Raw genomic sequence first — 19,964 nt, 5'->3', positions numbered from 1 at the left:
ATTTTAATAAAATAAGATAGATGTTTTGGTAGAGAGTTTGTGACGTACACGATAGGTTGGATTTAAAATGCGAATAAAAATGAAAAAAATTGTTGTTTGTTTGATTAGTTTATCTTTCATAAGTGGTATAACAGCTTGTTCTCAAGCACAGACTCCTGAATCAAATACAAAATCTACGCAAAACACTAATATAGATCCACACAAAATCCAAGGCGTTACACAAGTACAAGATATATCTGATCCTAAACTGATTGGCAAAGTTAATCCAAAACAGCAGCTGCCAGTTACAGTTACAGATAGTTCTGGTAACAAAGTTACGGTTAAAGATACTTCCAGAATACTAGCTTTAGATATTTATGGAACTATTTCTCGAACACTAATAAGTTTAGGGTTTGAAAAAAACTTAGTTGGTAGAACAGTATCTGATACTGAAAAAAGCTTAGAAAACCTACCAGTAGTTACTCAAGATGGTCATGCTCTAAATGGTGAAGCAATAGCTTCTTTGAAACCAACTTTGATAATCACTGACGATTCTGTAGGGCCACCAGAAGTATTAGAATCATTAAAAGCTACAGGAACAACTATAGTAAAAATTGATAGTAAGAGATCGATTGAAAGAGTAGGGAAACAAATTCAGCAGGTTGCTGAAATCATGGGTGTTACTGAGCTTGGAAAGAAACTTGCTGAACGTACAGAATCTGAGATAAAAAAAGCTAAAGAAGAAATTAAAACCTTAGTAGGAGATAATAAAGAACCACTAAAAGTAGCTTTCTTATATGTGCGTGGAAATGGCGGAATATTCTTCATTTTGGGTAAAGGTGAGGGGAGTGACGAGCTAATCGAAAACGTATATGCTCATGACACTGCTAGTAGAGCTGGAATAGAAGGGATATCTCCAGCAACTGCTGAATCCATAGCTTCAATTAACCCTGATGTATTCTTCGTCATGAGTAAAGGGCTCGAATCTGCTAATGGAGTCGAAGGTCTGCTTGAAAGACCGGGTGTAGCACAAACTACTGCTGGTAAAAATAAGCGAGTGGTTGCTATTCCTGATGGATTGGCTTTATCCTTTGGTCCACAAACAGGTGAAGTTCTAAGTAAAGTTGCTAAAGCATTATACTTAGGTGAGGGAAAGTAAAACTTTATATTGTGTATTGCTAATAAATAATAGGTTGCATTTATATAAAGAATTGTAAAGCTAACCGTTGCGAATAACTAGTTGACTAACTAGCTAAGTAACTGACCAACTAATTAGCCAGCTAAGAAACAATACTGACTAACCAACCAATAGCAAAACTTACTTAGAACTTATACCCATATACATAAACTCTTAAGCGAGTTATGTAAACTGGCAAGCAAATAGCAGAGCTTTCAAAAAACTAAACTTAATGCTTTTATTATCTCTTTGGAACGGCAATAATATAACTGCGATTTTACAAACTAAGGTATTAGAAGATAGATAAAGAAACTTCTGCTTAAACTACCACAAATTTAAAGAGTAAATAATAAATTCATAGTAATAAATTACAAGAAGTTAAAATTACATAAAGTTACAGATAGGTAAAGTCACCAAACGTGACATGTACTAAGTAAAACTATGTACAAATAACCTAACGATTATTGTTTATATAAACAGTTAATTTTGGCAACAAGGGGAAGGGAGTATTGGATAAGGTAAAAAGTAACAACACATTACGATAATAAAAAATCTATACTGGAATGAAAATTGTTTAATAACTAAATAAAAGCTATTTAATAACTATTTGAAATATTATTTATCAGACAACTGATAATTGAGTATAGATATATTAGCAAAATATAAAAAGTATTTAAAAATATGAAATAATAATAACTATGGAACAAGTATCTACTAAAACCAATACAAATAAAAAAATAAGCAACAGTACTAAACAAAATAATGCTTTGAAACAAAGAAAAGTTTTACGCTTAAGTACCCTAATAGTAATGCTATTCATTTTGTGTGCATTGTTTATTGCTTCAGCTTCGCTAGGACAGTTCCATATAAATACTTCAGAAGTATATAAATTTTTATTCAATATTGGTGATCCATCTTCTCAAGAATACCAAGTTTTTTGGTTCATACGTATGCCTAGAATAGTAATGGTAATGCTCGTTGGAGCTTCCCTAGGAGTTGGTGGAGCCATAATGCAAGCGATATTTGCTAATCCGCTGGCTGAACCTGGAATCATTGGTGTTTCATCTGGCTGTGCCGTCGGGGCAAGTATAGCAATTGTTATGAACTGGACATTCCTAAGCTTGCTTACAGTCCCAATTTCAGCTTTTGTAACTGGAATAATAGTTACTTTTGCTATTTACCAAATGTCAAAATCTGGTGGCAAAGCTAGGGTAATAACTCTCATCTTAACGGGAATAGCTGTAAACGCTCTATGTGGTGCCATGATAGCGTTCTTCACCTATGCTGCTCCTACTACAGCTCGTAACCAAATAGTTTTCTGGCAAATGGGGTCATTAAACGGGGCTAATTGGCAACACATAATTGTAGTTACACCAATAGTGATTTTTGGGCTAATAGTTTCTTTCTATATTGCTCCAAAACTAGATTTACTAGCCTTGGGTGAAGATACTGCTAAATATCTTGGCTTGAATGTTCCACGTTTACGTTTCACAGCTATATGTATGACTGCTTTGCTGACTGCCGGTGCTGTTTCTTTTGCTGGTATTATTACTTTTGTCGGCTTAATTGTTCCACATTTATTACGCCTAATTATTGGTCCTATGAATAGCTGGTTGATTCCTCTATCTGCTGTTGGGGGCATAATTCTCGTTGGAAGTGCTGACTTGATTGCTCGCACAGCTATGTCTTATGCTGACCTTCCTATCGGTATTTTTACAGCCATAATTGGTTCAGTTGTATTCTTCATTGTTATGAAACAAAATATGTTGAAGGTTGGATAATATGACTTCTGTTAGTGTAAAGAATCTATCTTTTTCCTATGGTAATAATCCTTGCTTGTCTGATATATCTTTAGATATAGAAAAAGGCGATTTTATAGCATTAGTAGGACCAAACGGGGCTGGGAAATCAACTTTACTTAAATGTATTGCGGGTAATTACCGTTCATACGAAGGTGAGATTAACTTCTTCTCGAAATCCATTAAAGATTATTCTATTTTAGAACTTTCTCGTATACGTAGTGTCATGGAACAAAACACAGAGGTATCTTTTGAATACTTAGTCCATGATGTTATTTTGATGGGACGTTCTTGTGTTGAAAATAAATTACCACTACAAGAAGAAGAAAAGTTTATTGAAGAATGCTTAGAAAAAGCTGATATTCAAGAATTGCGATACCGTAAAATATCCGCTTTATCGGGGGGAGAAAAAGCTAGAGTGGCTTTGGCTAGAGTGCTGGCTCAAGATTGTCCAGTTGTTCTGCTTGACGAACCCACAGCTTCCCTCGATATAAAACACCAAGAATCAACAATGCGTATTGCGAAAAATTTGACTGAAAAAGGCTATGCTGTAGTTGTTGTACTGCATGATTTGAATTTAGCTGCAGCTTACTGTAATAAGGTAGTTTTACTTCAAGAAGGTAAATTAGTTAGCAGTGGTTCGTTTGAGGAAGTATTTACATCTGAAGTCTTATCATCAGTCTATCAGCACCCAATTGAAGTCGTATACGACAAAAAAACAATGAGAATTGAGCCTGTACGTTTCTTTACAGAATAGTTTTGAAAATACCGCTATATTTATAGAGATAATTCCAAATATTATTCACATTCTTGCAGTGTATTCATTAATGCTGTTTTTTCTTCATCTGTTACTTTTAAACCATATTTTGACTTAACAGTGATTTGTCGTTTCGCATACGAGCATAAAGAAGTTTTGTTTCTAGGTGTCCAATTAGCGAAATCTTTACTTCCTTTTTCTTGGTTACTTTTTCCATCTACTGCTATCAAATTTAAAGGGTCATTGGCAAATTCTTCACGCTTCCTCTTATTCCATTCCCAAGCCCCATTTATCCAAGCATTTTGTAAAGCAACTATATGATCTATTTGAATAACACTTGAGTTTTTACCTCTTTGGAACTTTATATTTTTCCCAGTGTAAGGATCATCTAGTTCTCCCAACAAAACAGTGCAATTTATTTTTCTAATCTTTTTTAAATCACGATTTAAAATATCGTTTCTAGTATCACAACCGTTATTATCTATATCTAGCCACGCTTTACCAAATTTTTTTCTACCATATTTAGGGATATTAGAATTAGATATTTCATTAACATTTGCTCCACTTGAACTTAGGCTACATAACTTTTGCTGATGGGTATCTGTATAATTTTCAGAGCAATATTTTTCACTACCACTAGGTGAAGAAACAGAGGAAAAGTTATTGTTAAAAACCTTTATTAACTGTGGTAAAAGTATTGCTAACAGGCATAGTAAAATTAGTATGTTTGTTACCAAAATAATTCCACGTTTTCTGCTATAGTACCTTTCAGACTTAGGACTATGCTTTGGGTCTATGAACATTTATTAATTGCTTTTCCTCTTATTACGATGAATATTACTATTTAAATTATAATTTTGAACACGACAAAGTTCATTTAATGTTTTTAAAATGTGGATAACTTTTGCGTATCTTATTTAAAAGCTCAAACTTCAATGAACTTTATGTAAATAGAGTGTGAACTAGACATCGACCCGCACTTCACACGCTAAATTTACGCACTGACAAATAATTCTAAAGCTTAATAATTGCATAAATTATTTATCAGATTGCCCTTTAGCTCTTAGCAAAGCACGTAGCTGTGAAGAACTCATAGTTATATTCCACTGATTTTGAGGTAGTTGCCATTTACGCCAATGAGCTAGAACCGTGAAAGAAGAACCAACTATAGTAGCAACTAACATACCAATCATCATTAAATCAAACTTGAAAAACAGGACCATTACCCCAGCAGAAACAAAAGCTGGTGTTGCATATAGGTTATTTCCACCAAAAACAGTTGGAACATTACCAGCAGCAATATCGCGAATCATTCCTCCACCGATAGAAGTCATCATTCCAAGCATGATAGCTGGTACTATACCAAACCCTAAACCTAATGTTTTAGCGGCTCCGGTGGCAGACCAACAGCCCAATATTATGCCATCAAATAGTATCAGGACACGATTAGACCATTTACTGTTTAAAGGAACTATCCAGGCTATAGCTGCTCCTGTAATTGCAGTTATTAAATAGTATTTGTTAGTAATTGCAATAGGAGGACCAGAATCTAGAATAAGGTCACGTAACATACCTCCAGCTAAAGCACACATTATTGCTAGAATACAAAAGCCAACAAAATCGAAACCCTTTGCCCTAGCTAAACGTCCGCCTAGTATTCCGTTCAGCAAAACACCTATTAGATCAATTACTACGAATATTTCTGATAGTTGTTGATTTATTTGCTCCAACATTACAAACTCACTCTAAAAATTGTGCCGAGTAATACTGTAACAGTTGCTGCTCCGTAACCGATAAATAATTGACGCAAAGATGGCCATATTGGATTTACGCCAGATAATATACCTACAATAGCTCCGGTTAATATTAAAGCTAGTCCAGATAATATAGAAGCGACAAGCATTGCAGTAAAACTTGTAATTCCAATAGCATATGGTAACACTGGTATCAGTGATCCTAATGCAAAACACACGAATGAAGAGAATGCTACAGATAGTGCATTGCCCATATCTTCGGTTTCTTTACCTAAATCTGTTATACGTTTTGGTGCTTTAGTGTTTATTGATTTTAATAACTCATGGGCTTTTCTGCTGGCTTCTTCTTCGCTATCTCCTCGTGCTCTAAAAATTAATGATAATTCGTTTTGATTCACATCAAGATTAGCAATTACTTTATCAGTGTAAGAATTAGGTTCACTTGATTGTATTAGCTCTATTTGTGATTTTACTGAAACATATTCTCCAGCTGCCATAGATAATGCACCAGCTAAAGAGCCTGCTAGACCAGTAAGCAACACGTAAGTATTTTGTATTCCAGTAGTAGCAACACCTAGAATTAGAGCTAAGTTGGATACTATGCCGTCATTCATACCAAAAATTGCAGCTCTGAAGTTTCCAGACATTTTATTACGAGCTTTAGAAACGAGGGCTTTGACTACTTCTGAGTGTACTTGTTCATCAGCGAACATCTGAGGTGTAGCGTATGATTCGGAAGTGTATTTCGCGCGTTCCTCAGCTCTTTGCATGATTGCAAGTATGAAAATAGAGCCAAACATTGAAGTTAGTTTTGCTAGTATACGAGATTTTAGTTTTGGTTTCGGGAGTGGATGAGCATACTCTCCAAGTAAATCTAGCCAATGAGCTGCGTGGCGTTTTTCAGCTTCTGCTAATTCTAGTAGTATACGTTTTTCTTCGTCGTCTTTTTTATTTGCTAATTTCTCATAAATCATTGCTTCCATGTATTCGTCAGCAAGATAGTTACGCCAAGTTTGTATTTGCTTTTTAGTAGGATTCTCAATGCTCATTATGTGGTGCCTTTTTAGACTCTTTATTTCAAACTTTGCAGTTTATTTCAGTTCTATAACAGTTTCCTGTGGTTTTAAACTGATTAGAATATACTAATAAGTTTCTTTGGATTCTTTGTAAGTTTGTAAGGTAAGTGCAATGATTTTTAACTTATTACTGTTATCAAAAAGTGAATTCAATATAATTACTCGGCTAATTTGTAACAGTTTTTCTTCAGTTTTCCTTACCAACATTACCTCATATTCAACCCTTATATAGTTTACTTTGTAGATTGTAATTTACCTAATGTAAAAGTTTCAAAGCAAAAGTTACGCAGGTCACTTATTTGTAAAACTGTAATAAAATTGAACATTAATTTTATTATTTTGAGTCAGGTAAATTAGTGGTATCTATAGTCGAATAGTTAGAATTTGTATTAGTTGTTGTCTCTTCGTTAGTTGCAGATTGATTATTTTTAGATTCAGGTTTGGTAACTTTTACTGTAAATAGGTTATTTTTTACAACTTCAGCAACTTTGTCAGTAATCTTTTCGCCCTGGTTTTTAACGAAAGTTTCAGTTTTCTTTGATACTTTATCTATAGTTTTTGAGACAACTGGTGCTTTATATACCTTATTTGAATATTTTTTGATTTGCTCATAGCGACCTTTTCCAGCTTTGCTTCCTAGTACATACCCTGTGAAAAATATGGCTAGCGTGAATAATTTTTTCAATGTTATCCCCAATCTCGATATTTTATAACTTAATACAATAATTCTATGTAGTAACTGCTTATCTTACTACTAAAAATTTTACTTGTTATTTTCTTGATTAGTAAAGCCAATGTAATGTTTTTATTTTATAGTTACCTATTCGCTATTAGATAAACCAAAAATACAGATTTTTATAATACTTAAGTATGATATTTGTTAATTATTCAGTTAAATCATGTTCATAATATTTATTTCTCGAGATAATTAAACTATGTCTGAAATAACTATAACAACTCCTAGAGGTATAAGACTATCTGGAACTATAAATGCTCCAGTAGATTCTAACGGTTCAATCGTAATATTCGTTCACGATTTTTTGTCAGAACGTTCCGGTGGATATCGTTACGATATTATGGCAGCTGCTTTTAGGCGTGCTGGTTATACCACTTTGCAATTTGATTTCTCGGGTGTTGGTGAATCTGAAGACGACGTTATAACATTGGCTGGTTCAATCGAAGATTTACGGTCAGTGTGTGCTTGGGCTAATGAACAAGGCTATAGTAAACAATTTGTTGTTGCTACAGCTTTTGGATCGCTAGTTGCTTTATCATCTGATTTAGACAAAGTTAAAAGTATTATTCTGATTGACCCTATGATTACTTCTGTGCATTATGAATGGGAAAGTATTTTTCCTGCTGAGCAACTTGAAAAATTAGATAAAGACGGAGTTATGAGGGTTTTCGATGACTCTCCAACTAGCCGTAAATACTTCATCATTTCAAAGCAAACTCTGGCTGATTTATCACTAACTAATATTGAGAACGCACTTGAAGAAGTTAAATGTCCTATTCTGATTCTAGTTACTGACTATGAAAACTATAATGACATATTAATTGAATTTACAGGAAAATATTTTTCAAAACTATCTGATGGATCTAAAGTTGATGTCATTAGAGATGAAAGTAATAACTTAAAGAACTTAAGTAATATGCTTGCTGAAGCATCTATATCTTGGTGTGAATTGCGTTCCAAAAACATCTCTTAACTAATATAATTATCTTTTGAGATATTGTTATTTTGAAGGATGAAATGTTAAAAGTATATAGTGATGTTTTAAAACTACCAGGAGCGTGGAAATTCTCTTTAGCGGGTTTTATTACTCGTTTTCCTATGTCAATGGTAAATATTTCTATTATTTTATTAATTTCTACCTTGTATAAATCTTATAGTATTGCTGGGCAAGTAGCTGCTGTTACAACTGTTGCATACGCTATTTTTGTTCCTTGGCTATCACGTTTAGTCGATAGATATGGTCAAAGAAAAGTTATGCTGCCAGCCATACTTATTAGCTCGCTTAATCTTTTATTACTAGCATTCAGCGCTATGTTTTTACTATCTCCTTGGGTTCTGAATTTATTTAGTGCAATAGCTGGTGCATCTTCTGGATCAATTGGAGCGTTAATTCGTTCTAGATGGGCTAAGACTGTCCAAAACCCTAAGCAATTACACACAGCCTATGCCCTAGAATCAGCTGTTGATGAAGTTGTTTACGTTATAGGTCCAATTATTGCAACAGTTTTAACTACTTCAGTATATCCACCAGCAGGACTTGTAGTTGCAGTATTTTTCAATATTACTGGTGGAATATGGCTATTTTCACAAAAAAGCACTGAGCCTAAATTAGTGAAGCTTGAAAAAGGAGTTAAACAAAAATCTCTATTACGTATTAAAGCTATTTCAGCTCTAGCCATAATATATTTGTGTGCTGGTACAATGTTCGGATTGTGCGATGTGGTAGTTGTTGCTTTTGCTGAAGAACTAGGGGCAAAGAGCTACTCAGGTATTGTTTTAGCTATTTTTGCTTGCGGATCAATGCTTGGGGCTTTAATTTATGGTGCAAGACACTGGGCGCAGCCTATATGGAAATTATTGATTGTCGGTATTGTTCTTTTAGGATTTGGGGTTAGTACCTTTATATTTGCTGATAACCTAATCATTTTGAGTTTTGCCATGTTTATTACTGGTTTTACTATTGCTCCAACTATGACAAATGTGAATAATATGGTTGAGCGAGTTGTTCCTAAGAATCGCTTGACTGAAGGGTTTAGCTGGATGAGTACTTCTATAAACATAGGGGTTTCTTCAGGAGCGTTTGCTGGTGGATACCTAGTTGACTTTGGAGGAAGTGACTTAGGATTTATAGCCACTGTTATATTTGCTTGGATTATGGTTGTAATAGGTTTCTTAGTGCTACCTATTTTACGTAAAGCAAGTGAGAATCATACATTGTCTAATGACTAAACTATCCTAATGCTCTATCTAGTATAAGCTTTTAAAGGTATTTGCTACTAAACATAGTTCACAGTAACAAATACCTTTGTCGTTTAAGTTGTCTAACCCAAAATCGAATCTACTATTTCTTTAGCTTCGGCTTGAATTTCCTTCAAATGTTCTGCACCTTTAAAAGACTCAGCATAAATCTTGTAAACATCTTCAGTACCTGATGGACGAATTGTTATCCAAGCATTCTCAGTAGTGATTTTTAGCCCTCCAATTGGCTGATTGTCACCTGGAGCTTTGACCAGTATATGCTTAATCTCATCTGAACCTAAAGTAGTACTTTTTACATTGTCTGGTACTAAATTTAGAAGCTTTACTTTGCCCTCTTTGGATATTTTTTCATCAATACGAGCATAGTTTGTTTCACCGTATTTTCTAGTCTGCTCTTTGTGGAACTGAGAAGGAGTAAGTCCAGTTTTAGCCATAATCTCAGCTGCCAAAAGACCCATAATCAAGCCGTCTTTATCAGTAGTCCATATTTTTCCATTGTGACGTAAGAAAGTTGCTCCAGCAGATTCTTCACCACAGAAAATAATTGATCCATCTAGCAAACCATTAGTGAAGTATTTGAAGCCAACAGGAACTTCAAAAAGCTCTTTTCCAGATTTTTCACATACTCTATCTATTAGGCTTGACGACACTAGGGTTTTTCCGATTTTACTTTCAGCTTTCCAAAGTGGACGGTTATTAGATAAGTATTCAACAGCCACTGCTAAGTAGTGATTAGGGTTCATCAAACCGTCAACTGTAACAATGCCATGTCTATCGGCGTCAGCATCGTTGCCCACACCAATATCGTAGTTTTCTTTTTTCACAGTATCAGTCAGTGTACGCATAGCGTAAGGAGAAGAACAGTCCATTCGTATAGCCCCGTCCCAGTCCAAAGGCATGAACGCCCAAGTAGGGTCTATAACAGGGTCGATTACTGTTAGGTTTATGTTATAGTATTTAGCTATTTCTTCCCAGTACTCTACACTAGCCCCTCCGAGGGGATGTACACCTATTTTAATATTTTTTTCACGAATAATATTAAAATCAATTATGTTTCCAAGGTCAGATATATAATCGCCACGTAAATCAGATTTTCCTAAATTAGAGTGTGTAATTACTTGGCTTTCAGGTAGTTTTTCTACGGATTTCCAGCCAGAACGCAATATTTCATTTGCTCTTTCAGCTATTACTTTAGTTATAGTTCCATCTGCTGGACCGCCATGAGGAGGATTATATTTGAAACCGCCATCTTTTGGAGGATTGTGAGAAGGAGTAATGACTATACCGTCAGCTAGGTCAGGTTTTGAGAAATCTACATTTTCAGATTCATCAGTATTTGCTCGCAATATAGCGTGAGATATAACAGGAGTTGGAGTGAAAGCTGAGCTTTTATCTATAATTACTTTTACATCGTTACTCAGTAATACTTGCAAAGCAGTTATAAAAGCAGGCTCTGATAAAGGATGAGTATCCCTACCCAAAAATAGAGGACCTGTTATATTGTTATTTTTGCGGTATTCAACAATTGCTTGAGTTATTGCAACAATATGTGCTTCATTGAAAGTAGAATCGAGGCTACAACCTCTATGTCCACTTGTTCCAAAACTAACTAGTTGTGTTGGAATATTAATATCTGGTTCATTTTCATAATAAGCATTTAATAGCTCATCTACGTTGATGAGATCTTGTATTTGTGCTATTTCGCCAGCTCTTTCGTGCATTTTCTAACATTCCTATATCTTATAGTAGTTCGCTAGATTGATTTATTAGTAAATACTATCAATTTTAAGCTTTATAGTTATTTAAAATACTTTTTATCCCTTATTATAACTAATTTATAGAGTAGTACATGTTGTTTTAATAATTCTCATGAAAGTAATATTTATTAATTTTTATAAAATACTTGAAAATATTTATATAAATTTTACTATGATTCAAAGTGCTCTAATAATTTTCTATTATAAAATTTATAACTGCTACAGTCGTTGAAAAATCAACATATTTTATCCATACTTTGAAAGTGTAAACTATCTTTGTTAAATTAATTAATAATTTGTAATTCATTGTTTTAGTGATATAACCGAAGGTTTTGTTACAATTTTGGTTAAATATTATAGTTACTTTCAAATAAATTGATAAAATCGTTTTTATGGGTAAAAAAAATCGTAAACAAAATAAAAAAGCACAAGAGTTAGTTGAAAAGAAATTTAAAGTTCCTTTCGTTGTTAGACCATTTGAAGGGCTTAAATACGAAACTGATTTTGTGGCTATGCGTGAACTAGTTCCTGCTGGAACAATTACCGCAAAAACAAATGAAGAATATGGTAACCGTGAAATTACTTTTGTTACTTTGCTTCCAAATTTTGCTCAAGCAGTAGTTAACTCTAACGGTAAAATCATGATTGCTCTACAAACTCACACTAATACTGGTGATGCTTCACATGATTTAGGTTTCATCTTGAAGATTGCTTTAGAATCTGAGGGTGAAAAACTTATCACAGGTGTAGATCTTCGCTGCGAGGGTCCTCGTTTGCAAGAAATGCTTGATAATACTTTCGAATCAGAAGTGAAAGTATATGAAGATTGCTCATTCTGGTTTGACACTGAAGAAGAAAACGAACAAATTGCTCAAGCAGTAGAAAATAGCCGTGAGAACATAATTCCAACTAAAGCTGTTGAAAATGTTAAAAGTGCTTATTGGTGCCAATTTAACAAAGATTTTATTCGTTGGGTAATGGCTGAGGATGAGTACGACGTTTACAATGCTTTAGCACGTCTGAAAGTAAAAGGATTATGTGACTTAGGTGAAGGTTCAAAATTTGCAGGTGCATTTAGAGGTCTCGGACTAATCGTTCCTGTGTGGGAAATTCCTGAAGATATGGAATTTGCTCAAGCTGAAAAAGCTATGCAAAAGCTTGCTGAAAACGTTCTGAAAGAGCTACCTAATAAAGATTCTTTAACTGACGAAGAGAGAAGAGCTAGAGCTGGTCTTGTAAGTAGGCAAGTATCTTTACGATAAAGTTTTATATAAGCAGTGAACATAGTGTTGATTTACATATTAATGTTAGATTGACACTATGTTGCTAAAATATTACTCTTTCTAAATGCTTAGTAATCAACTGATATATAAGAGCAATTGAGAATGCAATGGAGGAAAAATGGTTGAGAAAGACAATATGTACCCGGGAGTTGCTGTTATTATTCCAGCTAAAGACGAGGAAACAAGAGTTGCTTCAACCATTCGAGCCTGCAGAGGAATACCAAACGTTGACCTAATAATAGTCGTTGACGATGGTTCAGTTGATGATACACAGCACGTGGCAAGGGCTGCTGGTGCTGTAGTAGTTCGTCATAGCGTGAACAGAGGAAAAGCTGCGGCAATGGAAACTGGCTCTAAAGTTGCTTTTATGAGAGATTACCCTGAAACTCCAGGGCGATTATTACTGTTCATAGATGCTGATTTGGGGGAAAGTGCAGTCGAGTGTATACCTATAGTTGAAGCTGTGCAGACTGGAAAAATTGACTGTGGTATAGCTGTTTTCCCTCCTCAAAAAGACGCTGGAGGTCATGGTATTGTTACTGGTTTTGCCCGCAAAGCTATTTATCGTGCCACAGGCTGGTCACCTAGACAGCCACTTTCAGGACAAAGATGTCTGACAAAGAAAGCTATGCAAGCAGCGATGCCATTAGCTAGTGATTGGGGTGTAGAAACTGGTATGACTATTGATTTGTTAGTAAAAGGCTATACTTTACAAGAAATTCCTTGTAATTTAACACATCGTGTTACTAAAAATGATTTTTCTGGATACTTACACAGAGCTAAACAGTATAAAGGTGTTTGGTTAGCTGTTATGATTAGACGTTTGAAGGGCGTAAAAGCTAATTATCACGATTATATTAAGAATAGTAGAGTTCAAGAATTTTCTAAGCCTTATAAAGCACGTGAATCATAGTGAGCCGTTAAAATTGAACTATAATTAATCTAATTATTTTCAAATAAGTCGTCTAGGATATATACGTTTTATACGGTAAGGAAAGAAATGGTAATTTACTACATAAACTGGTACTTTTGGTTCAGTCTTGTTAGTTTAATAATTGCTATTCTTGCCTTAGCTTTAGCTGGTGAAACTTGGAGAAAACTGCGTTATCTTTTAGTTGTACAGCAGACTTCTAAACACAGTCACCAGCTAACCCCTTCTAATAAAGGGGGAAGTGTGTATGTTATATATAATCCAAGTAAAAAATTTGACTTTCAGAATTTAAAAACTAAAATTTCAGCAATAGCTGCAAATACTGGGATGGAAGAACCAATTTGGTTAGCTACAACGCGTGAAGATAGTGGCTATAGCATGGGTTTAAAAGCAGTAGAAGCTAATGCTGGTGTAGTAATAACAGCTGGTGGAGATGGAACAGTAAGGGCTGTATCGTCTGCTTTGTCGGGATCTGGAATTCCGATGGGAATATTACCAGTAGGTACGACTAACTTGCTTGCCAGAAATTTAAGACTTCCAATTAACAACTTAGACGAATCAATTCAAATAGCTTTAACTGGACGAAACCGTCAAATAGATATTGGATGGATGAAAATAATAAACGGAGAATATTCTGAGGGAATAGTGCCAGATAGTACTTTCCTAAAGGAATTAACAGGTAGAGATGACATAGATTCAGGAGAATCTGCTTTCCTAATAATGGCAGGTATTGGGTTTGACGGTGACATAATGGCAAGCGTTGAAGGCAAAATGAAGAGCAGAGTTGGCTGGTTTGCTTATGTATTTTCAGGACTAAAAAATCTGCGACGTGAAAGAATGGGAGCTAACCTAACAATAGGTTCAACTCAAGAATCATCAGAATTTCTAGCTCGTAGTGTTCTATTTGCTAATTGTGGACAACTACCTCATAATATTTTACTTTTACCAGACGCACAAATTGATGATGGGTGGCTAGAAATAGCAGTAATCGATATTAAATCTAAAATATTTGGTTGGATTTCTCTTGCAATAAAAGTAATTTTACAAGGAATAGGTATCAAAACTAAAATTCCTAAAATTGTTGGAAAACTAGACATTTTAAGGACGCATAAAGCACATTTAACAACTGATAAAAAATATAATGTACAAATTGATGGTGAGTATATGGGCAAAGCTAAAGAACTTAAAGTCCGTATACAATCAGGGGCTTTAATAGTTAGAACAGTGTAGGCAATCATGAATCGGTTTAGCAGAATAGTTGCGTTAGTATTAGTAGTTTTATTTATTTTTACACTAGTGGGTTCAAGTCTTGTATATGCAAGTGCACCTGTTCGTAGCCAAAGCATTAAAGAAAACGTACATGGCATCTCGACGCCTAAAGATAGCAACACAAATGAAACTAATGCTATTACTGGGCAAAATGATGATAAAAACTCGCAAACTAAAGACTTTGAAGTCCTAAAGAAAAATGAAAATTTATTAGTAATCGGTGTCGGTGGGCTACGTTTAGAAGATATCAATGCACAACTAAAATATTACAAACTTGATAATTTGAAAAAATTTATTGAAGAAAGTGCTTTGGCTAATAACATTGTCCGATCAATAACTAGCTCAACTTGTACTGCTGATGGCTGGCTAGCCTTAAACACAGGTAAACGTTTTGGTGACGCGTATAGAGGTGGAGTTGGTATATGCGCCAACTTTGCTAGTCCTTATGACTCTAACAGAATTCACGACTGGAATGCTTATAAACAAAGTGAATCAGAGAATAATTACCATGCAGAACTAGGCAGCTTAAAAAAAGCTCTAAGTAAATACAAAGTTAAACCTATTGGTCTTGGGGCTGCAGTAGCGTTAGCTGGATCTGATGGTAAAATTCGTGATTTCAGCCATGCTCACTCTAATGATAATATTTTCGCTAAACAAATTGCTTCAGAAATAAAAGAAAATAAAGTCGTTATTGCTGATGCTGGTCAGATTAGACCATATCAGCGCGTTAATGTTAGAGCTTATAGCGTAGATAGTTACGCAATGTCAAAAGAACGTGGAACAAATTCACGTAGACAATACACTCAAGAAAAAATGCTTAAACGTGGAGGGATAGATTATACTGATACACCTTTAGCTACACATACTTACAAACTTTTAAAACGTTTAGATACTATTTTGTCTTATCAGAGTGAAAATCAAAACATTGTTTTGGCTTCTTTGTCTGACTCTGGCCCAATTCCTCATTTACAAATGGTTGCTTTTAGAGGACCTGTTTTTAAAGAAAAAGGTTTTATCAAATCGTCTTCAACTCGTCATATTGGTTTGATACAAAATGAAGATATTTATAAGAAGATACTCAGTTTGCTTGGGGAGTCAGATGTAGAAGTTCTAAGCACGGTCTCTTCAAAACTTCCTACTTTTAGGCAAGAAGATTTGAAAGTAGATGCTCCTCAAGCCTACGTAGGTTCTAAAGCAAATGTGCTAATTGATAGAGCTGTACATGCAGATAGAATTAAGCGCACAGCACCGCCATTTTTACTATATATGGTATCTATTACAGCAATACTATTTATTAGTATTGGGGCTATTTTAAATAAGCGTTTTATAAACTTAGCTAAGCGTTATTTTAAGAAAGATTTATCTGAAATTGCTACTTCTCTTCGTACATGGAAAGTATTACGTTTTGTTTCAATAGTGGTTGCGTGTGTTCCAATAAATGGCTTGATTTATAATTTACTTCCTTGGTGGCAGCATCGTGGACAGGAAATTGGAACTATTCTTGTACCTACTTTAATGTCTGTTATTGTGGCTTGTGTATGTTCTATAGGTAAATTAAAAAATAGTTTAGTAGCTCCGTTAATATTAGTATCGTTAATACATGTAGTTGCTTTGACCATAGATCCTTTAATTGGCAACCAAATGCTTTTGGACTCAGTACTAGGTTCTCAGTCAATTTTGGGTGCTAGAATGTATGGATTTGGCAACATAATGTTTGCGTTATTTGCGTCTGCCACATTGATGTTAGGTGCAGCATTATGTGAAAAATATGTACGCAGGAAATCTAAATTAGCGATTTTTGCTACTCTATTTATACTAATGGCTTATTCAACAGTAATTGATGGTTTACCAAAATTTGGTGCTGATTTTGGTGGTCCGCCAGCAATTATTCCAGGTTTTGTTTTCCTAATTTTAATACTTTTGGAAGTAAAATTAAGTTGGAAACGAATAGTGGGAGTTTTTGCTTTCACTGGTATAATTGTCTTAGGTATATGCTTATTTGACTGGATGAGACCGGCTACTCAAAGAACTCATTTAGGTAACTTTATGCAAGTTATTTTAGATGGAGGGCTATGGCCAGTCGTATATAGGAAATTAGGCGCTAACGTTAATATGCTAACTTCACCTTTAATTGTTATAGCTATTGCAGGTGCCTTTTTGATAGTTTATATAATGTTCTTTCCTCATATGAAGAAGAATGTTAACAAGAACATTGATACCTATAGATGGTTGATAAGTGATTACACAGATAAAAGCGTGGATCAAGATTTATTGATTCTAAAACCAATGATTTTGAGCTTATTTGTGATGTTATTCATTGGTGGGTCGGTCAATGATTCAGGTATTGTCATTCCGGGCAATGCTCTTGTCTTGATAGTTCCTATGTGTTTGTCTATATGGTTAACGTGGATGATAAACATAAAAATGCAAAATTCGTCTATAGTAGGATAAGATATGATACATAACTTATTGGTACGGGGGTTGGTACAAAATGATTGATTTACGTCAGGTTCGCGAAAATCCTGAAATAGCTAAAGCAAGTCAAATTGCTCGTGGTGCAGATCCTTCTTTGATTGATAAAGCTATTCAAGCTGATGATGAACGTAAGAAGTATTTGACTAGTTTTGAAGAAAAGCGTGCGAAGCAGAAAGAACTATCCCGAAGTATCAGTAAAGTATCCCCGCAAGAGCGTGAAAGTGTATTAGCTGAAGCTAAAGCCTTAGCTGAGGAAGTTAAGGTTGCTGAAGCTAAAGCTAATGAAAAAGCTGAAGAAGCTACAAAAATCTTATCCTCCATTGCCAATGTTATTCTTGATGGTGTTCCAAGTGGTGGCGAGGACGATTATGTTGTTATACGTCATGTTGGACAAGTACGTGATTTCAAAGCTGAAGGTGTTCAGGTCAAGGATCACTTGGATTTAGCTGAAGGTTTGAAAGCTGTAGATGTAAAGCGTGGTGCTAAAGTATCAGGAGCTAGGTTCTACTATTTGACTGGCATTGGCGCAAGGCTTGAGCTGGCGTTGCTGATGGCAGCTTACGAACAAGCAATTGAAGCTGGCTTTACACCTATGATTACACCAACTTTGGTAAGTCCACAGATTATGTCAGGTACTGGTTTCTTGGGTGAACACAGTAGTGAGATTTACTATTTACCAGCAGATGACTTGTATTTGACAGGAACAAGCGAAGTTGCTTTGGCTGGATATCACTCTGATGAGATTATTGACTTGAGCCAAGGCCCGAAGCGTTATGCTGGCTGGTCAACCTGCTACCGTCGTGAAGCTGGGTCTCATGGTAAAGATACACGTGGTATTATTCGTGTTCATCAGTTCAATAAGATTGAGATGTTCTCTTACTGTACACCTGATGAGGCTGAAGCCGAACACGCTCGTTTGCTTGCATGGGAAGAAGAAATGCTTGCTAAGGTTGAGTTACCTTATAGAGTCATTGATACAGCAGCTGGTGACTTGGGAACTTCAGCAGCTCGCAAGTTTGACTGTGAGGCATGGTTGCCTAGCCAGAATCGTTGGATGGAAGTTACTTCTACCTCTAACTGTACAACTTTCCAAGCTCGTCGCTTGAATATACGTGAACGCTCAGAAAATGGAACAAATATTGTTGCTACTTTAAACGGTACTTTAGCTACTACACGTTGGTTGGTTGCTATTCTTGAAAACCACCAGCAAGCTGATGGAAGTGTGTATGTTCCAAAAGGTTTGCGTAAATACTTGGGTGGTGTTGAGTACTTGACCCCTGAAAACTAAGCTTTTGCCCCACTAATGTGGGGCAAACTTTTTATTTTTAGTCTATATTGAGAGTATTCCTGTTGGGCATAGGCTTTGTGCTAATTAGCGATTTTGAATATTTATTTATTGTTTGTAATAGCTGATTATTACGAAAATACTTATAAGAATGTTATAGATATGTTTCACGTGAAACCTTGAAGGTATGCTCGAGTGGATGAATAGATGGACTTATGAACGAATGGATTGTATGCGAATGAATTTTGAAGAACTAGTAAAAGAGCAAGAAAAATTTATACCAGATAATTTAGCTAAAGATTTGTCAAAAACTTTAGTTGGTGTAGATGTTGATGGAACTATGATTAACGCTTCAAATGAAATATCTGAGCAAATGAAGAGTAGTTTGCGTAGGCTTATAGAAAATGGTGCTATTTTTTCTATTGCTTCGGGGCGTGGAGTTATGTCAGTAAAATCTGCTTTGGAAAAAGCTGGGGTAGATAAATGTTATGCTGTTTGCTCAAATGGTGGAGTAGTTGCGCAATTCAACCCTGAATTTGAAGATGGGTATAAAATACTTACTCGCACTAACTTTATTTTCAAAAATGCTATAGAAAAACTATACGAAAAGATTCCAAATGCTCATTTCTGTTTAGAAAATGTAGGTAAAGGTTTCTATATGGATAAGCTATTTCCAGAAAATAAAATGATTGGTGAACAAACTCTAAAAACTATAGATGAAATAAAGAATATGCCAGCTCCTAGACTAGTTGTTACAGTTCCTGAGTATACAAATGCACAGCTGAGAGAAATAGTTGACAGCATTGATTTAGAAGATGTTGAATATTCGTTTGGTAGAACAGCTTGGATGGATTTAACTCCTAAGAATATGACAAAGAAAGTAGGATTAGAACAGTTAGCTACTCTACTAGGTGTGAATCCTGAGAACACTCTAACAATCGGTGATGGAGATAATGACATTACAATGTTTGAGTGGTCAGGTCATTCAGTGGCTATGGGAGATGGGTATTATAAAGCCAAAGAGAGTGCCAAAGTTGTGACTGCCGATGTTTATAATGACGGTTGTGCTGCTGTTTTTGAAGCCTTAGTTAATAAAGCTTTGGCAAATAGTTTGTAACACAGTAGTACTAGTGTTGTTAACGTAAGTGTCGCCGTGTTTTGAGTATTGGCATTAAGGAAAGTTACAATTTAGTGTTTATTGCTTGGCGATATTTTAGGCTGAATGTCGTGATTTTAGGTTGATTGCTAGTCAATATAGGTAAAACATAGTCTGAGTAAGCTATTAGATTGCCTAATTTAGTTTATAACTTTTCTTATATTTTGAAATTGTCACTTAGAATTGTTTTATAAATACAGTGTGTTGAAAATAGGTAGACATAGGGACATGGATTTTATTAGTTAATGGTTAGTCTATGTGAAGTTCTATA

Annotated in this window: 16 protein-coding genes; 11 read left to right on the top strand and 5 right to left on the bottom strand. The window is 35.1% G+C overall.

The features are described from left to right. The first annotated feature begins 79 nt into the window (after positions 1-79). The 3 genes from HCQ94_RS05865 (at position 80) to HCQ94_RS05855 (ending at position 3,712) form a co-directional block, all read left to right on the top strand. Entirely contained in the window at positions 80-1,138 is a 1,059-nt protein-coding gene (locus tag HCQ94_RS05865) for a heme/hemin ABC transporter substrate-binding protein (protein ID WP_232525721.1), read from the top strand. Between the two features lie 716 nt (positions 1,139-1,854). Beyond that, a complete protein-coding gene (locus tag HCQ94_RS05860) occupies positions 1,855-2,937 on the top strand; it encodes a FecCD family ABC transporter permease (protein ID WP_166982602.1) in 1,083 nt (360 codons plus the stop codon). 1 nt (position 2,938) lies between these two features. After that, positions 2,939-3,712, top strand: coding sequence for a heme ABC transporter ATP-binding protein (locus tag HCQ94_RS05855; protein ID WP_166982600.1), 774 nt, complete (start codon positions 2,939-2,941; stop codon positions 3,710-3,712). A 41-nt stretch (positions 3,713-3,753) separates the two neighbouring features. Here the strand turns inward: HCQ94_RS05855 and HCQ94_RS05850 are convergent, their stop codons facing one another. The 4 genes from HCQ94_RS05850 to HCQ94_RS05835 form a co-directional block, all read right to left on the bottom strand. Further along, positions 3,754-4,515: an HNH endonuclease family protein gene (locus HCQ94_RS05850; protein ID WP_166982598.1), complete on the bottom strand. Its 762-nt coding sequence runs from the start codon at positions 4,513-4,515 to the stop codon at positions 3,754-3,756. A gap of 234 nt (positions 4,516-4,749) precedes the next feature. Then, positions 4,750-5,445, bottom strand: a complete 696-nt coding sequence (locus HCQ94_RS05845; protein WP_166982596.1) for a trimeric intracellular cation channel family protein — start codon at positions 5,443-5,445, stop codon at positions 4,750-4,752. Then, the gene (locus tag HCQ94_RS05840) at positions 5,445-6,515 is read right to left on the bottom strand and encodes a VIT1/CCC1 transporter family protein (RefSeq protein WP_166982594.1); all 1,071 of its coding nucleotides are present in this window, start codon (positions 6,513-6,515) and stop codon (positions 5,445-5,447) included. Before HCQ94_RS05840 ends, HCQ94_RS05845 begins: the two co-directional genes overlap by 1 nt. 361 nt (positions 6,516-6,876) lie before the next feature. After that, positions 6,877-7,227 carry a YtxH domain-containing protein gene (locus HCQ94_RS05835; protein WP_166978333.1) on the bottom strand — a complete coding sequence of 117 codons (351 nt, stop codon included), beginning with the start codon at positions 7,225-7,227 and terminating at the stop codon, positions 6,877-6,879. A 250-nt stretch (positions 7,228-7,477) separates the two neighbouring features. Between HCQ94_RS05835 and HCQ94_RS05830 the strand changes: the two genes are divergently transcribed. Further along, the gene (locus HCQ94_RS05830; RefSeq protein WP_166978335.1) at positions 7,478-8,251 is read left to right on the top strand and encodes an alpha/beta hydrolase; all 774 of its coding nucleotides are present in this window, start codon (positions 7,478-7,480) and stop codon (positions 8,249-8,251) included. Between the two features lie 44 nt (positions 8,252-8,295). After that, positions 8,296-9,507, top strand: coding sequence for an MFS transporter (locus HCQ94_RS05825; protein WP_166978337.1), 1,212 nt, complete (start codon positions 8,296-8,298; stop codon positions 9,505-9,507). 92 nt (positions 9,508-9,599) lie between these two features. On the opposite strand, the gene pgm is transcribed toward HCQ94_RS05825, so the two are convergent. Further along, on the bottom strand, positions 9,600-11,258 hold the full coding sequence (gene pgm / locus HCQ94_RS05820) for a phosphoglucomutase (alpha-D-glucose-1,6-bisphosphate-dependent) (RefSeq protein ID WP_166982592.1): 1,659 nt from the start codon (positions 11,256-11,258) through the stop codon (positions 9,600-9,602). A 428-nt stretch (positions 11,259-11,686) separates the two neighbouring features. Between pgm and HCQ94_RS05815 the strand changes: the two genes are divergently transcribed. The 6 genes from HCQ94_RS05815 to HCQ94_RS05790 all read left to right on the top strand — a co-directional run bounded on the left by HCQ94_RS05815 (position 11,687) and on the right by HCQ94_RS05790 (position 19,654). Further along, positions 11,687-12,556, top strand: a complete 870-nt coding sequence (locus HCQ94_RS05815; RefSeq protein ID WP_166982591.1) for a DUF5926 family protein — start codon at positions 11,687-11,689, stop codon at positions 12,554-12,556. Positions 12,557-12,695: 139 nt separating this feature from the next. After that, on the top strand, positions 12,696-13,490 hold the full coding sequence (locus HCQ94_RS05810) for a glycosyltransferase (protein ID WP_166982589.1): 795 nt from the start codon (positions 12,696-12,698) through the stop codon (positions 13,488-13,490). An 87-nt stretch (positions 13,491-13,577) separates the two neighbouring features. Beyond that, positions 13,578-14,738: a diacylglycerol/lipid kinase family protein gene (locus tag HCQ94_RS05805; protein WP_166978345.1), complete on the top strand. Its 1,161-nt coding sequence runs from the start codon at positions 13,578-13,580 to the stop codon at positions 14,736-14,738. Positions 14,739-14,744: 6 nt separating this feature from the next. Further along, on the top strand, positions 14,745-17,228 hold the full coding sequence (locus HCQ94_RS05800; protein ID WP_166982587.1) for a hypothetical protein: 2,484 nt from the start codon (positions 14,745-14,747) through the stop codon (positions 17,226-17,228). Between the two features lie 40 nt (positions 17,229-17,268). Next, on the top strand, positions 17,269-18,540 hold the full coding sequence (gene serS, locus HCQ94_RS05795; RefSeq protein ID WP_166978349.1) for a serine--tRNA ligase: 1,272 nt from the start codon (positions 17,269-17,271) through the stop codon (positions 18,538-18,540). 196 nt (positions 18,541-18,736) lie between these two features. Next, positions 18,737-19,654 carry a Cof-type HAD-IIB family hydrolase gene (locus tag HCQ94_RS05790; RefSeq protein ID WP_196373606.1) on the top strand — a complete coding sequence of 306 codons (918 nt, stop codon included), beginning with the start codon at positions 18,737-18,739 and terminating at the stop codon, positions 19,652-19,654. Positions 19,655-19,964: the final 310 nt, after the last annotated feature.

This window comes from Actinomyces sp. zg-332, assembly GCF_011751945.2.
In the GTDB taxonomy this organism is placed as follows: Bacteria; Actinomycetota; Actinomycetes; order Actinomycetales; family Actinomycetaceae; genus ZJ293.
The sequence above is the reverse complement of the archived record's forward strand: the minus strand, read 5'-3'. Positions and strand labels throughout refer to the sequence as shown.

Excerpts from the sequence above, each read along its gene's own strand:
- HCQ94_RS05865 (WP_232525721.1), top strand. The coding sequence starts at position 80 with ATGAAAAAAATTGTTGTTTGTTTGATTAGTTTATCTTTCATAAGTGGT.
- HCQ94_RS05860 (WP_166982602.1), top strand. The coding sequence starts at position 1,855 with ATGGAACAAGTATCTACTAAAACCAATACAAATAAAAAAATAAGCAAC.
- HCQ94_RS05855 (WP_166982600.1), top strand. The coding sequence starts at position 2,939 with ATGACTTCTGTTAGTGTAAAGAATCTATCTTTTTCCTATGGTAATAAT.
- HCQ94_RS05850 (WP_166982598.1), bottom strand. The coding sequence starts at position 4,515 with ATGTTCATAGACCCAAAGCATAGTCCTAAGTCTGAAAGGTACTATAGC.
- HCQ94_RS05845 (WP_166982596.1), bottom strand. The coding sequence starts at position 5,445 with ATGTTGGAGCAAATAAATCAACAACTATCAGAAATATTCGTAGTAATT.
- HCQ94_RS05840 (WP_166982594.1), bottom strand. The coding sequence starts at position 6,515 with ATGAGCATTGAGAATCCTACTAAAAAGCAAATACAAACTTGGCGTAAC.
- HCQ94_RS05830 (WP_166978335.1), top strand. The coding sequence starts at position 7,478 with ATGTCTGAAATAACTATAACAACTCCTAGAGGTATAAGACTATCTGGA.
- HCQ94_RS05825 (WP_166978337.1), top strand. The coding sequence starts at position 8,296 with ATGTTAAAAGTATATAGTGATGTTTTAAAACTACCAGGAGCGTGGAAA.
- pgm (WP_166982592.1), bottom strand. The coding sequence starts at position 11,258 with ATGCACGAAAGAGCTGGCGAAATAGCACAAATACAAGATCTCATCAAC.
- HCQ94_RS05815 (WP_166982591.1), top strand. The coding sequence starts at position 11,687 with ATGGGTAAAAAAAATCGTAAACAAAATAAAAAAGCACAAGAGTTAGTT.
- HCQ94_RS05810 (WP_166982589.1), top strand. The coding sequence starts at position 12,696 with ATGGTTGAGAAAGACAATATGTACCCGGGAGTTGCTGTTATTATTCCA.
- HCQ94_RS05805 (WP_166978345.1), top strand. The coding sequence starts at position 13,578 with ATGGTAATTTACTACATAAACTGGTACTTTTGGTTCAGTCTTGTTAGT.
- HCQ94_RS05800 (WP_166982587.1), top strand. The coding sequence starts at position 14,745 with ATGAATCGGTTTAGCAGAATAGTTGCGTTAGTATTAGTAGTTTTATTT.
- serS (WP_166978349.1), top strand. The coding sequence starts at position 17,269 with ATGATTGATTTACGTCAGGTTCGCGAAAATCCTGAAATAGCTAAAGCA.
- HCQ94_RS05790 (WP_196373606.1), top strand. The coding sequence starts at position 18,737 with ATGAATAGATGGACTTATGAACGAATGGATTGTATGCGAATGAATTTT.